A 15,581-nucleotide genomic window follows, 5' to 3' on the forward strand; every position below is an offset into this window, starting at 1 on the left:
CCGTCGCCGCGCTAGCGTAGGGATATGGCGCCCCCTCGACTTGCCGGAATGCTCGCCGCTGCGACCGTGGCGGCGGCGCTCGCCGTGGGGCCGGCCTCAGCGGCCTGGGCAGTGTCCACGAACGATGCCGATGGCACGAGCGCCCAGTCCGCGGCATCCGTCATCGGGGCAGTCTCGACCGGAGTCGACGACTTCACCTTCGACTCCCTCGAAGCCGTCTACGAACTGTCACGCGACGAGGGCGGCCACTCGGTGCTCGAGACGGTCGAGACGATCGTGGCCCGCTTCCCCGAGATCGACCAGAATCGCGGAATCAGGCGCGCGATCCCGAGCTCCTACCGCGGGCACCCCACCGACATCGAACAGATCACCGTGACGGATGGCACCGGAGCGCCGCGCTCGTTCGAAGTCGAGGATGACGAGGACGACGAGTTCCTCCTCGTTACGATCCGCGCCGACGACTACGTGCATGGGGAGCAGACGTATGTGATCGGCTACCGGCAGCACAACGTGACGCAGCAGCCCGACGATGCGGCGATCGACGAGTTCTACTGGGACGTGAACGGCACGGGCTGGGCGCAGCCCTTCGGTCGGGTGAGCGCCGAGCTGCACCTGAGCGACGACGTTGCAGCCGCGTTCACGGGCGACGTCGCGTGCTATCAGGGCGCAGACGAGTCGAGCACGCCGTGCGACTCGCTCGAGGTGGAGGAGTCGCAGCCGCCGGTGATCACCGCCGAAGCGCTCGATCTCGGGCCCTACGAGAACCTCACCCTGGCCACGGCCTTCGATGAGGGCACCTTCGTGCCGCGCGACGAGTCGTTCGGCTCCTCGCCTGCCGCGATCACCGGAGCCGTCGCGGCGGGGTTCGCCGCGCTCGCCGCAGCTGGTGCCATGTTCGTGCGCGGCACGCGCTGGCGAAACCATCCTGGGCGGGGCACGATCATCGCCGAATACGAACCGCCTGCCGGCATCTCGGCCATGGTCGCGGCCGACATCGTGGGGCGGCCCGACAAGGGCGTGACCGCGACGATCCTCGATCGTGCCGTCGCCGGGGAGCTGCGCATCGTCGAGTCCGGGCGAAAGAAGTACGCGGTGGAATATCGCGGTGAGGCGAACGGCGGGCCAGGGGACGACGCCGACGGTGCAGCCGTCGTGGGAGCGCTGTTCGGCACGCCCCACGTCGGTGCTCGCCGGGAACTCACTCGCGACACGTCACTCGGCAAGCGACTCCTCGCGCTCCGCCAGCGCGTCGCGAAGCGAGTGGTGACCGACGGCCTGCGTCGGCGACCCCCGCGCGGGCCTCGGCTGCTCTTGGCCGGTGTAGCCGTCGTCGGGGCCGTGCTCTCCGTGGTCTTCGGCATCATCGCACTCGAACGCCAGATGGGCGGTTTCTGGCCGGCGGCGTGCTTCATCGTGGCGATCGCGGCGGCCATCGCCACATTGGTGACGGTCATCGACGTGCGGCCGCTCACCGAACGCGGGCGCGCGGTCAGCGACCACCTCGAGGGTCTGCGCCTCTACATCCGCCTTGCTGAAGCCGACCGGTTGCGCGTGCTGCAGAGTCCGAGCGGTGCGTTGCGAGTGCAACGGCCCGCCGCGTCATCCGCTGCAGGGTCTCCCGCGACGGATGCCACGGGCGCGACGGCCGCGATTGTCGACCTCGACCCGGTCACGGTGCTGAAGCTCAACGAGCGCCTGCTGCCGTATGCCGTGCTGTTCGGCCTCGAGCGCGAGTGGAGCCGTGAGCTCGCCGCACTCTACGAGCAGGCGGGTACCGCGCCCGGCTGGTACGGCGGGCGCGACGGCTTCAACGCGGGCCTGCTCGCTGCGGGAGTGGCGTCGTTCTCGACGGCGTCGAGCGCCTCGTGGTCGGGCTCGAGCTCGAGTTCGTCGTCGAGCGGCTCCGGCGGCGGTGGATCCTCCGGCGGTGGCGGCGGTGGCGGAGGAGGCGGCGGCGTCTGACCCCGCTCGCCCGGCTCTCACGTTCGCTCAGCGCAGCACGACGCGTTCTCGCGCAGTGCCGCCGAGGCATCCGTTCACTCGACCCGGCCGCCTCCGGCGGGGCGTTGCACCGCTGACGGTCGCTGTGACGCTAGAATGAGACTTGCGCACGGCGAATCCGCTCTTCGTCCGACCGCGTGAGCTGGGTGTTGATGAACCTGAGTTCGCGCGATGCTCGGTTCGGGATTCGCGCACCGCGAGCCACCGACCTGTTCGGCGCGACCGACCGGTTCCGATCATCGGATTCGTCGAGGGGTGTGCCGGATACGGCCCAGATACTGGAGGACCATTGGCCCAGACGAGGCAGCGACAGCGTACGCGTTCGCGCGACGATGACGCACCGATCATCCCGATCCTCGCGCGCAAGGTTCGCGAGGTCGAGCAGAAGGCGCAGAAGGGCAAACTCGGCCCGACCAACCGCACGAAGTTCCAGGTGATCGCGCTCCTCATGCGCGAAGAGCGCGCCAGGGTCAAGGCCGACACCGAGGTGACGGATGCTGCGCGCGCCGAGCTGCTCAAACGGCTTGACGGCATCGCCCAGATCCTCGCGAAGACCGCGGCGCGCGACACGAGTCTCATCGCCCTGCTCGAACCGGATGCCTCCATCTCCACGGTCGCGCAGCGGTTCCGCCGCGACTGGCTGCTCGAGTCGGGCGCTGAACTCTCGCCCGACGAGCTCATCATCACCCGTGAGCCCGAAGCCAAGCCCGAGCTCAGCGAGAACCAGGTGATCCCGGCGTCCGTGCGGTCTCGCCAACTCGCGAACCCGTTCCTTCCGCCCGACTTCGCCACGCCCGCCGCCGCGGCAGTGCCGGTGCGGCGGCTCGCGAACTGGGAACTGCTCGGGCCGTTGTTCAAGTCGTTCGAGGTGGGCTCCGGCGGCCAGGCCGCCACGATGGAGCTGCCCGAGGCGCCGAAGGTCGACCGGCTCTCGCCGCGCGGCCTCGAGCTCATGAAGCACCAGGCTCGCTTCATCGAGAGCGCCCGCCAGGGGCACCGCACGTTCCTGCTCGCCGATGAGCCGGGCCTCGGCAAGACGGCGCAGTCGGTGCTCGCGGCATCCGTCGCCGGTGCCTACCCGCTGCTGGCGATCGTGCCGAACGTCGTGAAGATGAACTGGGCGCGCGAGGTCGAGCGGTGGACCCCTCACCGTCGCGCGACGGTCATCCACGGCGACGGCGACACGCTCGACGCCTTCGCCGACGTCGTCATCGTCAACTACGACGTGCTCGACCGTCACATGGCGTGGCTCTCGACCCTCGGATTCAAAGGCATGGTCGTCGACGAGGCGCACTTCATCAAGAACCTGCAATCGCAGCGATCGAAGAACGTGCTGGCCCTCGCCGAGCGCATCCGCCGCGCCGCGCCCGGCGGCGACCCGCTGCTGCTCGCCCTCACGGGCACACCGCTCATCAACGACGTCGACGACTTCCGTGCCATCTGGAAGTTCCTCGGCTGGATCGAGGGTGACAAACCATCGCCCGAGCTGCTCGGCAAGCTCGAGGAGACCGGGCTCACGCCCGCGGAGCCCGGCTTCTACAGCGCGGCGCGACGTGCCGTGATCGACCTCGGCATCGTGCGCCGCCGCAAGGTCGACGTGGCTGCAGACCTGCCCGCCAAGCGCATCGCCGACCTTCCCGTCGAACTCGACGACGAACTCGGTCGCTCGGTGCGCGCCGCTGAACGCGAACTCGGCAACCGTCTCGCCGGTCGCTTCCGCGCCCTCGTCGAAGCTCGGCACTTGCGCGTGGGCGAACTCGACGAGGAGCAGCGCGACCAGTTCATCCGGGCGGTCGCGAGCGCCGAGCTCGAAGAGTCGAAGTCGACGAAGTCGGGTGAGAACGTCTTCACGATGGTGCGGCGCATCGGTCAGGCGAAGGCGGGCCTCGCGGCCGACTACGCCGCCCAGCTCGCCCGTTCGGTCGGCAAGGTCGTGTTCTTCGCGAAGCACATCGACGTGATGGACCAGGCCGAGTCTGCCTTCGCTGCCCGAGAACTCCGCACGGTATCGCTGCGCGGTGATCAGACGGCCGTGCAACGCCAAGCGGCGATCGACGCGTTCAACAACGACCCAGAGGTCGCCGTCGCCGTCTGCTCGCTCACTGCCGCAGGTGTCGGCGTGAACCTGCAGGCCGCGTCGAACGTCGTACTCGCCGAGCTCAGCTGGACGGCAGCCGAGCAGACGCAGGCGATCGACCGGGTGCACCGCATCGGCCAAGACGAGCCGGTCACCGCCTGGCGCATCATCGCGGCGCACACGATCGACGTGCGCATCGCCGAGCTCATCGACTCCAAGCAGGGGCTCGCCGCCCGTGCACTCGACGGCAGCGACGTCGAGCCCGGCTCCGCCGACTCGGTGCAGCTGGACGCCCTGCAGCACCTGCTGCGGCAGGCGCTCGACGGCGCGCTGTAGCCGGAGACGGGCACCGCAGCATGTGCTGCGGTTTGTCGTCTACGCCCGCGACTCGACGAGTTCGGCGAGCTGTCCGGTGACGGTGGCCCAGCCGTCGTGGAATCCGAGCTGTTCGTGCTGGTCGCGGTCGGCGATGTTGCGGTGCATCGCGGTGGCGGTGTACTCGGTGCCATCCGGGTGATCCTCGAGGATGATGACGGCGGTCACGAATGACGCCTCCGCGGGGCGCCAGCCGGCAACGAGCGCGTCGGTGTAGACGATGCGCTCGAGTTCGTCGACGGCGAGGAAGCAGCCGGTGATGTGCGGGCCGAATGCGATGCCGTCTTGGCTGAGCTCGGTTCGGAAGGCCCCGCCGGGTCGCAAGTCCATCTGCCGTACGCGACAGACCTCTGGCGCGGGAACCCACCACTGCTCGAAACTCGCGGGGTCGGTCCAGGCGTTCCAGACGGCGGAGCGCGGGGCGCGGATGATTCGGGTGACGGTCAGGTCGAGTTCGGGGCGAGCGGAGTCGGTCATTCTGAGGTTTCCTTGTCGTGAGTGGTGGTGACGAAGTGCTCGAGCCGGTCGGTGCGGCCTTCCCAGATGCTTCGCTGTTCGCTGAGCCAGGTCTCGATCACATCGAACGAGGTCCTCTCGAGAGCGCAGGTTCGCACACGGCCGGTCTTGCGCGTGCTGACCCAGCCCGTCCTCTCGAGGTAGTGGATGTGCTTCATGAACGACGGCAGGGCCATGTCGAACGGCGCTGCCAGCTCGCCGATGCTCGCCGGTCCCGTGCCGAGACGACCAAGCACAGCGCGCCGGGTCGGGTCGGCAAGGGCCTGGAATGCCCCATCGAGTGTGGATGAATACTGAGCCATGTGGCTAAGTTACATCGAGCGAACACCGAGCACAACAGCCGGGAATCGCTCCCGCTCGGTGCCTCCAGCCCGGCCACGGGAGTCGAGGTTCGCTAGACTTCCGGAGTCGTGCCCCGATGAAGTGGCTCCTGCGACGCTTCCCCCACTGCAAGGAGTCCCACGAGCCATGAAGATCGGCATCCTCACGTCGGGCGGCGATTGCCCCGGCCTCAACTCGGTCATCCGCGGTGCGGTGCTGAAGGGCGTCATCTCGCACGAGGCCGAGTTCGTCGGGTTCCGTTGGGGCTGGAAGGGTGTCGTCGAGGCCGACATCATGCCGATCACCCGGCACGATGTGCGCGGTCTCGCGAAGCAGGGCGGCACGATCCTCGGCTCGAGCCGCACCAACCCGTTCGAGGGTGAGGGCGGCGGGCCCGAGAACATCCAGCGGATGCTCGATGAGCACGGCATCGACGCGATCATCGCGATCGGCGGTGAAGGCACGCTCACGGCTGCTCGGCGCCTCCACGACGAGGGCGGCATCAACGTCGTCGGCGTGCCGAAGACGATCGACAACGACCTCGCCGCCACCGACTACTCCTTCGGCTTCGACACGGCCGTCGAGATCGCCACCGAGGCGATCGACCGCTTGCGCACGACCGCCGACTCGCACGGCCGCTGCATGGTGCTCGAGGTCATGGGCCGCCACGTCGGCTGGATCGCCCTGCACTCCGGTATGGCCGGCGGCGCCCACGCGATCCTGATTCCCGAGCAGCCCCAGTCGATCGAGCAGATCTGCGAGTGGGTCGAGTCGGTGCGCGACCGCGGGCGGGCTCCACTCGTCGTCGTCGCCGAGGGGTTCACACTGCCCGGCATGAACGAAGCGCATTCGCACAAGGGCCTCGACGCGTTCAACCGCCCGCGGCTCGGCGGCATCTCAGAGCAGCTCGCGCCGATGATCGAAGAGCGCACGGGCATCGAGTCCCGGGCGACGGTGCTCGGCCACATCCAGCGCGGGGGAGCCCCGTCGGCGTACGACCGGGTGCTCGCGACCCGGCTCGGCATGGCCGCCATCGAAGCCGTCTACGACCGCGCGTGGGGCTCGATGGTCACGCTTCGCGGCACCGACATCAAGACCGTCTCGATCGCCGATGCGGTCGGCAGTCTCAACCGAGTGCCGCAGTCCCGGTACGACGAGGCGAAGATCCTCTTCGGCTGATCATGCCATTGCCCCAGGTCTGCGTCTGCTACCTCCTGCGCGAGCACGAGGGACGGGTCGAGGTGCTCCTGGGGCGAAAGAAGCTCGGGCTCGGCCAGGGCTACTACGTTGCGCCCGGCGGCAAGCTCGAGCCGGGTGAATCGGCGACGGATGCCGCGGTGCGCGAGGTGTTCGAGGAATCCGGTCTCGTCGTCGCCGGCGCCGACCTCGAGCCGCGCGGCGCGCTCAGTTACTTCTTCCCGCATCGCGAAGCATGGAGTCAAGTCTCGAACGTCTTCGTGTGCCGCCGATGGGAGGGCGTGCCCGAGGCATCCGACGAGCTCGACCCCGAGTGGTTCGATGTGCAGCAGATTCCCCTCGAGCAGATGTGGGATGACGCCCGCCGATGGCTGCCGGGCGTACTCGCCGGCGGTCAGGTGCGGCGCAGCTTCGTGTTCGGGGACGACCTCGCGACCGTGGTGGATGAGCAGAGTCCCGTCGCGTAGTATCGACGAGTGCACGGCGAATGCCGACTCTGCAAGGCACGTCCCCTGAACATCTGGTGAAATCCATCCCGTAGGCGTTGGCATCACCGATCCCAGAGAAAGACGCCGGTGGATCTCACCCTCATCGTCGTGCTGGTCATCGCACTGGCGCTCTTCTTCGATTTCACCAACGGCTTTCACGACACGGCCAACGCCATGGCCACTCCGATCGCGACAGGTGCGCTGAAGCCGAAAGTCGCGGTCGGCCTCGCCGCCATCCTGAACCTCGTCGGCGCATTCCTCTCAACAGAGGTGGCCAAGACCATCTCGGGCGGCATCATCAAAGAGGGCGACGGGGGAGTGCTGATCACCCCCGAGCTCATCTTCGCGGGGCTCATCGGCGCGATCGTGTGGAACATGGTCACCTGGCTGCTCGGCCTGCCATCATCATCGAGCCACGCCCTCTTCGGCGGCCTCATCGGCGCGGCGCTCGTCGGGTTCGGTTTCGGCGCGATCGACTTCGGCGTCGTGCTGTCGAAGGTCATCCTGCCCGCGCTGCTGGCGCCGCTCACCGCCGGGCTCATCGCCTACACCGCGACGAAACTCGCCTACGCCATCACGCGCCGCTACGACGGCAAGCCCGACGGTCGCGACCGATTCCGCCACGCGCAGGTCTTCTCCTCCTCGCTCGTCGCACTCGCGCACGGCACCAATGACGCGCAGAAGACGATGGGTGTCATCACGCTGACCCTCGTCGCAGCCGGTCTGCAGCCGGCCGGCGCAGACGTGCAGCTGTGGGTCATCGTCACATGCGCCATCGCCATCGCGCTCGGCACCTACATGGGCGGATGGCGCATCATCAAGACCCTCGGCACCGGCCTCACCGATGTGAAGCCCGCGCAGGGCTTCGCGGCAGAGACGGCAACCGCCGCGACGATCCTCGCGTCGAGCCACGTCGGATTCGCGCTCTCGACCACGCAAGTCGCATCGGGCTCGGTCATCGGCTCCGGGCTCGGTCGCCGCGGCTCGAAGGTGCGCTGGCGCACGGCCGGCCGCATCGGTGTGGGATGGCTCCTGACCCTGCCCGCCGCAGGCGGTGTCGGCGCGCTCGCCGCGGTCGTCGCCCACCTCGGTGTCATCGGCATCATCATCGATACGGTCGTCGGCGTCATCGTCATCGCGACGATCTTCATCTGGTCGCGCCGCAACGAGGTCTCACACCACAACGTGGTGAGCGAAGTCGCGCACTCGGGCCGCGCCGTCAAGATCAAGCGCAACCCCAAGCCGAAGAAGAAGGTGAAGCCGTGATCGACTGGTTCGCATTCCTTCTCGTCTTCGTCTCAGCCATGATCGGCACGGTCGTCGTGGTCTCCGCATACTCGCTCGGAGTCCGGTTCCTCACGATCTCGGGCCGTACGCCCATCGTGACCCCGGCCGAGTTCACTGACGCGATCACCGTGGTGACGCCCGCCGAGATCCGCCAGGCTGAGAAGCGGGCGGCCAAGGCGGCAAAGAAGAGCCCGTTGAGCGAGGGGCAGAAACGCGCCGCGCTCGTCGGCGCGTGGGCGTGCTTCGCGCTCAGCGGCCTCGCCGTGCTCTTCGGTCTCTACTTGATCGTGGGCGAACACCTCATCAAGCTGTTCACCAGCTGAAAGATCCCGTCCACCCGTCGCGCCGAACTCCGACGCGTCCCTCATCGAAGGTTCCCGGATGAATACTGAAACGGCCCCAGAAACGACCCCAGAGGCGACGGCCCCGCAGAGCGAGAAGCCCGCGAGCCCCGTCGATCGATTCTTCGAGATCACCAAACGCGGCTCAACCGTCGCGACGGAGGTGCGCGGCGGCATCGTCACCTTCGTGACGATGGCCTACATCGTGATCCTCAACCCGATCATCCTGTCGGCCGGCGTCGACGTCGACGGCAACCAGCTCGGGTTCGCCGAGGTCTCTGCTGTCACGGGCCTCACGGCCGGCGTCATGACGATCCTCTTCGGCCTCGTGGCGCGACTGCCGTTCGGCTTCGCCGCGGGGCTCGGCATCAACTCGTTCCTCGCGGTCTCGGTCGTCGGTCAGGTCACCTGGCCCGAGGCGATGGGTCTCGTGCTCATCAACGGCCTCGTCATCGTGCTGCTCGCCGCGACCGGCCTCCGCCGCCTGATCTTCGACGCCGTGCCGATCCAGCTGAAGCTCGCGATCACCGTCGGTATCGGCCTCTTCATCGCATTCATCGGCTTCGTGAATGCCGGCTTCGTCACCGCCACTGGTGCTTCCTCGCCGCCCGTCGGCCTCGGCATCGCCGGTTCCGTCGCGACGGTGCCGACCCTCGTCTTCATCTTCACCCTGCTGCTCACGGGCATCCTCGTGGCACGCAAGGTCAAGGGCGGCATCCTCATCGGCCTCGTCTCGGGCACCGTGCTCGCGGTCGTCGTCGAGGCGATCTGGAACCTCGGCCCGATGTTCGCCGGCGAGGAGTTCAACGCGGGCGGCTGGAGCCTCTCCGTGCCCGAACTCACCGGCTCGATCGTGAGCCTGCCCGACCTCTCGCTCGTTGGCCAGGTCTCGTTCGGCAGCTTCGAGCGCATCGGCGTGCTCGCCGCGGTGATGCTCGTCTTCACGCTCGTCTTCACGAACTTCTTCGACGCCATGGGCACGATGACGGGCCTCTCGAAAGAGGCGAAGCTCGCCGACGAGAAGGGCGACTTCCCACGCTTGAAGTCCGCGCTGATCGTCGAGGGCGTCGGTGCCGTCGCCGGTGGATTCACCTCGTCCTCTTCGAACACGGTCTTCATCGAGTCCGGCGCCGGCATTGGCGAAGGCGCTCGCACGGGCCTCGCGAACATCGTGACCGGCCTGCTCTTCCTCGCGGCGATGTTCTTCACACCGCTGGTCTCGATCGTGCCGACCGAGGTCGCGTCGGCTGCGCTGGTCATCGTGGGTGCCCTGATGATGGCGCAGATCAAGTACATTGACTTCTCCGACTTCTCGGTGCTCCTGCCCGTGTTCCTCGCGGTCACGGTCATGCCGCTCACCTACTCGATCGCCAACGGCATCGGTGCGGGCTTCATCGCGTGGGTCGTGGTTCGCTCGCTGTCGGGCAAGGCGCGCGACATCAGCCCGCTGCTCTGGATCGTCGCAGCCGGCTTCCTCCTCTACTTCGCACGCGGACCCGTCGAGGCGCTCCTCGGCGGTTGAACCCGCCCATGAACGACGGATGCCCCGTGGCCGATCAGGGCCACGGGGCATCCGTCGTTTCGAGCTCGCGTCAGTTGGTGCCGCGCACCTTCGCGATGCCGTTCATAAGGTGGTAGATCACGATCGCGGCGATCGTGCCGAGCGCGATGCCGTTGAACGAGACCCCGCCGACGGCGAACGTGAAGTCGGCGATGCCGATGATGAGCGCCGTGGCCGCCGTGAATTGGTTCACGGGCTTGCCGAAGTCGACCTTGTTATCGATCCAGATCTTCACGCCGATGACGCCGATCAGGCCGTAGAGCGCGGTGGTCACACCGCCGAGCACGCCGGCCGGGATCGTGTTGATGACCTCGCCGAACTTCGGCGAGAGGCCGAGCAGCACCGCGAACGCGCCGGCGACCCAGTAGGCGGCGGTCGAGTAGATGCGCGTAGCGGCCATGACGCCGATGTTCTCGCCGTACGTCGTGGTACCCGAGCCGCCGAAGAAGCCGGCGATCGTCGTGGCGATGCCGTCGGCGAAGAGCGCGCGCCCGGTCGAACGATTGACCGAGGGGTCCGTCATCTGTGCAACGCCCTTGATGTGACCGACGTTCTCGGCAACCAGCACGAGTACGACCGGCAGGAACGCGGGGAGGAAGCCCCACACGGTGGCGTCCGCGAACGGGTTCGCGGGCAGGTGGAAGCTCGGCAGGCCGATCCACGCGGCATCCGCGATGCGTGCGAAGTCGATCTCGCCCTGGATCGCGGCGGCGATGTAGCCGATCACGACGCCGACGAGGATCGACATGCGCCCGAGGATGCCGCGGAACGCGACGCTCGCGACGATCACCGCCGCGAGCGTGATGAATGCCGTGAGCGGGGCGAGCATGAAGTTGTCCCTCGCGGCAGGTGCGAGATTGAAGCCGATCAGCGCGACGATCGCACCGGCGACGACCGGCGGCATGAGCAGGTCGATCCAGCGGGTGCCGACCCACTGCACGAGGAGGCCGACGAGGGCGAGCAGCACGCCGACGACGACGATGCCGAAGAGCGCCGCGCCCATCGGATCGGCGATGCCCTTCGCACCCATCGCGGCGCTGATCGGGGCGATGAACGCGAACGAGGAACCGAGGTAGCTCGGTACCTGGTTCTTCGTGATGAGGAGGAAGAGGATCGTGCCGAGACCCGAGAAGAACAGGGTCGTCGCGGGCGGGAAGCCGGTGAGAATCGGCACGAGGAAGGTCGCGCCGAACATGGCGACGACGTGCTGCGCGCCGAGTCCGATCGTGCGCGGCCAGCTGAGGCGTTCGCCGGGGGCGACGACCTCGCCCGGGCTGACGTTCTTGCCGTCGCCGTGCAGGGTCCAGGGCAGCGGCATAGTGGTTCCGTTCGGGAGGAGGGGCGGGATCCATCAGATCGTATCGGCTCGTATCGGCTCGGCTCACGGCGGCGAGGGGCATCCGGCCGGCACGGGGGTGTGCACGCCCGCCTCGGGTTCGGGGGGATAGCCCGATACCGCGCGCGCCGCGGCATCCGTAGCGTTGAAGCACACCCACGAACAGGAGATACACACCATGACCACCGTCACCGACACCGCAACCCAGGCGCCGTTCGCGGAGCCGAACCCCTACGCCGCGCCGGCCGCGGAGACGCGCGGGTTCAGCATCTCGAGTCTCGTGCTCGGCCTCGTCTCGATCATCGCGAGCTACACCTTCTTCGTGCCGGCGATCGGCCTCGTGCTCGGCATCCTCGCGCTGAAGCGCGAGCCCGCAGCTCGCACCATGGCCATCTGGGGCATCGTGCTGAACGCCGTCATGCTCGCCGGCGCCGTCATCGCGACCCTCGGCTTCCTCGTCTTCGGACTTGCGATGCTGCCCTTCGCATTCCTCTGAGTTCGACGCATTCGCTGGTCGAGTAGCGACGAAGGAGCGTATCGAGACTCGGTTGCGCGATCTCGATACGCTCGCTGGCGCTCGCTACTCGATCAACGGGTGCGGGGTTCGCCGGGGCTCGCCACTCGATCGACGGTGAGCGGATCTTAATAGCACCATCGAGCACGAGCCGCAAGGGGCTATCGGGGCAGCCGGCTGCGCCGTAGCGTCGCAGCCTACTCACGCTCCCGATCTCGCCGGGGATTCCGACGTCGCCTTCGGCTGAGCGCGGTATCCATCCGGCCGTCGATGAGGACCGATCGGGCTTTCGCGGCGACCCTCGACAGAGGGAAATGCGATGAGAAACACGCGAGTACGTTCGGCATCCATCGGCGCGGCAGTCTTGACCGCGGTCTTCATGATCGGGTCGACGGTCACCCCGGTCGCCGCCGCCGAGGAGCCGTGGATGGACACGTCCCTCTCAGCGGACGAGCGGGCGCAGTTGCTCGTCGATGTCCTCACCCTCGAGGAGAAAGTGACGCTCCTCATCCAGTCCGGCGGACCGGGTCTGCCGCAATACGGCGTTCCACCGATCCGAGGGAAGGACGGATGCTGCGGTGTCGCAGTGACCGACACCGAGTCGACTGCACTGCCCGTCGGCATCGCCCTCGCGTCGACGTTCGATCTCGAGGCGGCAGAAGCCTACGGCGCAGTCGCCGGCGAGGAAGCGCGGGCATTCGGCTTCAACGGCCTCGCCGGACCCACGATGGACTTGCTGGTCACGCCCCTCAACGGGCGGATGTGGGAGGCCTTCGGCGAGGACCCGCTGGTCAGTGGCGGGATGGCGGCGGCGCAGGCCGCGGGTAGCCAGAGCGAAGACATCTCCGTCATCGTCAAGCATTACAACCTCAACAACCAGGAGACACGTCGCGGCCACGTCGACGCCGTCATCGAGGAGCGACCGCTGCAAGAGGTGTACACCCGACCGTGGGAGACCCTCGTGCGCGACGCCGATCCGGGCGCCGTCATGTGCGCGTTCAACAAGGTCAACGGCGAGTACTCCTGTGGGAACGACGAGCTCCTGAACGGCATCCTCAAGACCCAGCTCGGCTTCGCCGGGTACGTCTCCTCGGACTTCAACGCCGCGCATTCGTTCGCCGACTATGAAGCGGGCATGGACGTGCCGGGGCCCGGCTACGAGTACTCCTCGGACAACCTGATCGCCGCCGTGCAGAGCGGACTCGTCTCCGAGGAGCGGGTGACGGATGCCGCGCGCCGGGTGCTCCGGACCTTCTTCGCGGTGGGCATCATCGACGATCCGCCGCCCGGTTCGTTCGAAGATCCCCAGCCGGCATCCACGCCGCTCGACGCGGCCACCATCACCGAGCACGATGCCGTCGCCGAGGCCATCTCTGACACCTCGGCTGTGCTGCTGCGCAACGACGGCACGCTGCCGCTTGCCGATGAAACGGAGTCCCTCGCCGTGATCGGAGCCGACGCGGACTGGTACATCGACGGCGGCGGCAGTGGCGCGATCCAGCGGCCCGCAGAGCTGACCACGATCCTCGACGGCATCACCGACCGCGCCGCAGGTGAGGTGACCTACCAGCGCGGCACCGACGCGGTCTCGCTCGCCGACACACTGCCCGGCCCTGTGCCGGTCCCCTCGTCGGTGCTCCGGCCCTCGAGCGGCGCCGACGAGGACGGACTGACCGCGTTCTACTTCAACGGTCTCGGGTTCCCGGGGGAGCCGACCCTGATTCGAACCGAACCGCAGGTGAACTACCGCACCGGCATCTCGAATGACACGATCAACACCTCTCAGGTGCCGAGCCCCGGCGTCCAATATGCCGTTCAGCCGATCTCGGTCGTGTGGAGCGGCACGTTGACCGCTCCCGCCACCGGTTCGTACGAGCTGTCGCTCAGCCACCTCGGCACGGCCAAACTGCTCGTCGACGGCCAGACCCTCATCGACGATTATGGAACGACATACGGCACCGACGCCGCGACGATCGATCTCGTCGAGGGGCAGGAGTACTTCGTCGAGGTCAGTTACGAGACGGACGTCCCCGATCAGTTCAACGGCGGGCTCAACGATCAGCCGGGGGCGATGGTGCGCTTGGGCTGGGTGCCGCCGGTCGGCGTGCTCAACCCGACCATCGATGAGGCTGTCGCCGCCGCTGCAGACGCCGACATCGCGGTGGTCGTTGCGCGCGACTACACCGGCGAGGCCGCCGACCGCGGTTACCTGGTGCTGCCGCAGAACCAGGACGCGCTCATCGAGGCGGTTGCCGCCGTCAACGACAACACGGTCGTGGTGCTCGCCACCAGCGGTCCGGTCGCCATGCCGTGGATCGACGACGTCTCAGCGGTGCTCGAGGCGTGGTATCCGGGTCAAGCCCAGGGACGCTCCGTCGCCGGACTGCTCTTCGGTGACGTCAACCCGTCCGGAAAGCTGCCCGTGACGTTCCCCGTGGATGATGCACAAGTCACCGCGGTCGGCGGCCCCTACCAGCATCCGTTCGATCAGGTCACGCAGATCTACCCGACCACCGTGTACGACGAGGGCATCTACGTCGGATACAAGGCGTATGTCGAGCAAGACGCCACGCCGCTGTTCCCCTTCGGGCACGGCCTGTCCTACACGACGTTCGAGTACGGTTCCGCCGTCGAGGCGGCGCCCGTGGATCCGGATTCGGACGAGCCGGTTGCCACGACGGCGACCGTCACGGTCACGAACACCGGAAGCGTCGCCGGCACCGAGGTGGTCCAAGCGTACGTCGGGAACCTCCCGACGGACGTCGAGACGGTCGATCTTGCACTGGCGGGCTTCACCCGAGTGACGCTCGATCCCGGCGAGAGCGCGGAGGTCGCCATCCCGATCGACCGACGTTCCCTGCAGTACTGGGATGTCGCGACCGATTCCTGGGTGACGCCCTCCGGTTCCGTGCCGCTGTACGTCGGCGGCTCCTCGGCGGACACCCCCGCCACGGGAACCATCATCGTCGGGCAGCCGGACGTCACTCCGCCGACCGTGTCGGTGACGGCGGATCCGGCGACGCCGAACGGCGACAACGGCTGGTACACCGAGCCCGTCACGTTGACCTTCGCAGCGACGGACGAGGTCGATCCGGCGCCGGTCGTCGAGGTGAGCGTCAACGGAGGCGAGTACGCCGTGCAAGACGGCCAGCTCGTGCTCGATGCCGACGGTGTCTATACGGTCGGCGCGCGGGCGACGGATGCGGCGGGCAACGTGTCGGAGGTCGTCACCACCGAGATCAAGATCGACCGAACGCCACCCACCGTGACGGCGGAGCGAACTCGATTCAGGTTCCTCACCCAGCTGACGGCGACAGACGAGATCTCAGGGGTGGCGAGCATCGAGTATCGGTACCAGATCCATATCGGCAAGCGCACGATCGTCAGCCCATGGCAGAACTACCGGGGAGTGGTCTTGACGGGGACATCGCGATTCGTGCTCGAGTACCGCGCAATCGATAACGCCGGCAACGTCAGCCCGATCGGAAGGGCCGGATAGGGCTCGGCGATCGGCCTCCGAGAAGGAATCGTGTTCATGGGTTCCTCCGCACCGCGAGCGAGTCGGTG

General features: G+C 67.7%; 12 protein-coding genes. 9 read left to right on the forward strand and 3 right to left on the reverse strand.

Annotated features, from left to right (window positions below; translation table 11 throughout):
- Positions 1–24 precede the first annotated feature (24 nt).
- Positions 25–1,962 (forward strand): DUF2207 family protein, encoded by a 1,938-nt coding sequence (locus AC1C2U_RS15200; RefSeq protein WP_495362598.1) that lies wholly within the window; start codon positions 25–27, stop codon positions 1,960–1,962.
- A gap of 328 nt (positions 1,963–2,290) precedes the next feature.
- Positions 2,291–4,414, forward strand: a complete 2,124-nt coding sequence (locus tag AC1C2U_RS15205) for a DEAD/DEAH box helicase (RefSeq protein WP_495362599.1) — start codon at positions 2,291–2,293, stop codon at positions 4,412–4,414.
- 39 nt (positions 4,415–4,453) lie between these two features.
- On the opposite strand, the gene AC1C2U_RS15210 is transcribed toward AC1C2U_RS15205, so the two are convergent.
- Entirely contained in the window at positions 4,454–4,930 is a 477-nt protein-coding gene (locus AC1C2U_RS15210; protein ID WP_495362600.1) for an SRPBCC family protein, read from the reverse strand.
- On the reverse strand, positions 4,927–5,271 hold the full coding sequence (locus AC1C2U_RS15215; RefSeq protein ID WP_495362601.1) for an ArsR/SmtB family transcription factor: 345 nt from the start codon (positions 5,269–5,271) through the stop codon (positions 4,927–4,929). The genes AC1C2U_RS15210 and AC1C2U_RS15215 overlap by 4 nt, the downstream gene beginning before the upstream one ends.
- A 166-nt stretch (positions 5,272–5,437) precedes the next feature.
- Between AC1C2U_RS15215 and AC1C2U_RS15220 the strand changes: the two genes are divergently transcribed.
- The 5 genes from AC1C2U_RS15220 to AC1C2U_RS15240 all read left to right on the forward strand — a co-directional run bounded on the left by AC1C2U_RS15220 (position 5,438) and on the right by AC1C2U_RS15240 (position 10,125).
- Positions 5,438–6,469, forward strand: a complete 1,032-nt coding sequence (locus tag AC1C2U_RS15220; RefSeq protein WP_495362602.1) for a 6-phosphofructokinase — start codon at positions 5,438–5,440, stop codon at positions 6,467–6,469.
- Positions 6,470–6,471: 2 nt separating this feature from the next.
- Positions 6,472–6,954, forward strand: coding sequence for an 8-oxo-dGTP diphosphatase (locus AC1C2U_RS15225; RefSeq protein ID WP_495362603.1), 483 nt, complete (start codon positions 6,472–6,474; stop codon positions 6,952–6,954).
- A 108-nt stretch (positions 6,955–7,062) separates the two neighbouring features.
- Positions 7,063–8,241, forward strand: a complete 1,179-nt coding sequence (locus AC1C2U_RS15230; RefSeq protein ID WP_495362604.1) for an inorganic phosphate transporter — start codon at positions 7,063–7,065, stop codon at positions 8,239–8,241.
- Positions 8,238–8,585, forward strand: coding sequence for a peptidase (locus AC1C2U_RS15235; RefSeq protein WP_495362605.1), 348 nt, complete (start codon positions 8,238–8,240; stop codon positions 8,583–8,585). Before AC1C2U_RS15230 ends, AC1C2U_RS15235 begins: the two co-directional genes overlap by 4 nt.
- A 58-nt stretch (positions 8,586–8,643) precedes the next feature.
- Positions 8,644–10,125 (forward strand): NCS2 family permease, encoded by a 1,482-nt coding sequence (locus AC1C2U_RS15240; protein WP_495362606.1) that lies wholly within the window; start codon positions 8,644–8,646, stop codon positions 10,123–10,125.
- Between the two features lie 70 nt (positions 10,126–10,195).
- Here the strand turns inward: AC1C2U_RS15240 and AC1C2U_RS15245 are convergent, their stop codons facing one another.
- A complete protein-coding gene (locus tag AC1C2U_RS15245; protein WP_495362607.1) occupies positions 10,196–11,482 on the reverse strand; it encodes a uracil-xanthine permease family protein in 1,287 nt (428 codons plus the stop codon).
- Positions 11,483–11,678: 196 nt separating this feature from the next.
- On the opposite strand from AC1C2U_RS15245, the gene AC1C2U_RS15250 reads away from it, so the two are divergent.
- A complete protein-coding gene (locus AC1C2U_RS15250) occupies positions 11,679–11,996 on the forward strand; it encodes a hypothetical protein (RefSeq protein WP_495362608.1) in 318 nt (105 codons plus the stop codon).
- Positions 11,997–12,333: 337 nt separating this feature from the next.
- Complete coding sequence (locus AC1C2U_RS15255) at positions 12,334–15,513, forward strand: glycoside hydrolase family 3 C-terminal domain-containing protein (protein ID WP_495362609.1); 3,180 nt, start codon at positions 12,334–12,336, stop codon at positions 15,511–15,513.
- Positions 15,514–15,581: the final 68 nt, after the last annotated feature.

This window comes from Agromyces sp. Y575, assembly GCF_059445445.1.

Bases quoted from the DNA above. Each gene is read 5' to 3' on its own strand.
- AC1C2U_RS15220 (WP_495362602.1), top strand. From the start codon at position 5,438: ATGAAGATCGGCATCCTCACGTCGGGCGGCGATTGCCCCGGCCTCAAC.
- AC1C2U_RS15225 (WP_495362603.1), top strand. From the start codon at position 6,472: ATGCCATTGCCCCAGGTCTGCGTCTGCTACCTCCTGCGCGAGCACGAG.
- AC1C2U_RS15200 (WP_495362598.1), top strand. From the start codon at position 25: ATGGCGCCCCCTCGACTTGCCGGAATGCTCGCCGCTGCGACCGTGGCG.
- AC1C2U_RS15240 (WP_495362606.1), top strand. From the start codon at position 8,644: ATGAATACTGAAACGGCCCCAGAAACGACCCCAGAGGCGACGGCCCCG.
- AC1C2U_RS15215 (WP_495362601.1), bottom strand. From the start codon at position 5,271: ATGGCTCAGTATTCATCCACACTCGATGGGGCATTCCAGGCCCTTGCC.
- AC1C2U_RS15210 (WP_495362600.1), bottom strand. From the start codon at position 4,930: ATGACCGACTCCGCTCGCCCCGAACTCGACCTGACCGTCACCCGAATC.
- AC1C2U_RS15245 (WP_495362607.1), bottom strand. From the start codon at position 11,482: ATGCCGCTGCCCTGGACCCTGCACGGCGACGGCAAGAACGTCAGCCCG.
- AC1C2U_RS15250 (WP_495362608.1), top strand. From the start codon at position 11,679: ATGACCACCGTCACCGACACCGCAACCCAGGCGCCGTTCGCGGAGCCG.
- AC1C2U_RS15255 (WP_495362609.1), top strand. From the start codon at position 12,334: ATGAGAAACACGCGAGTACGTTCGGCATCCATCGGCGCGGCAGTCTTG.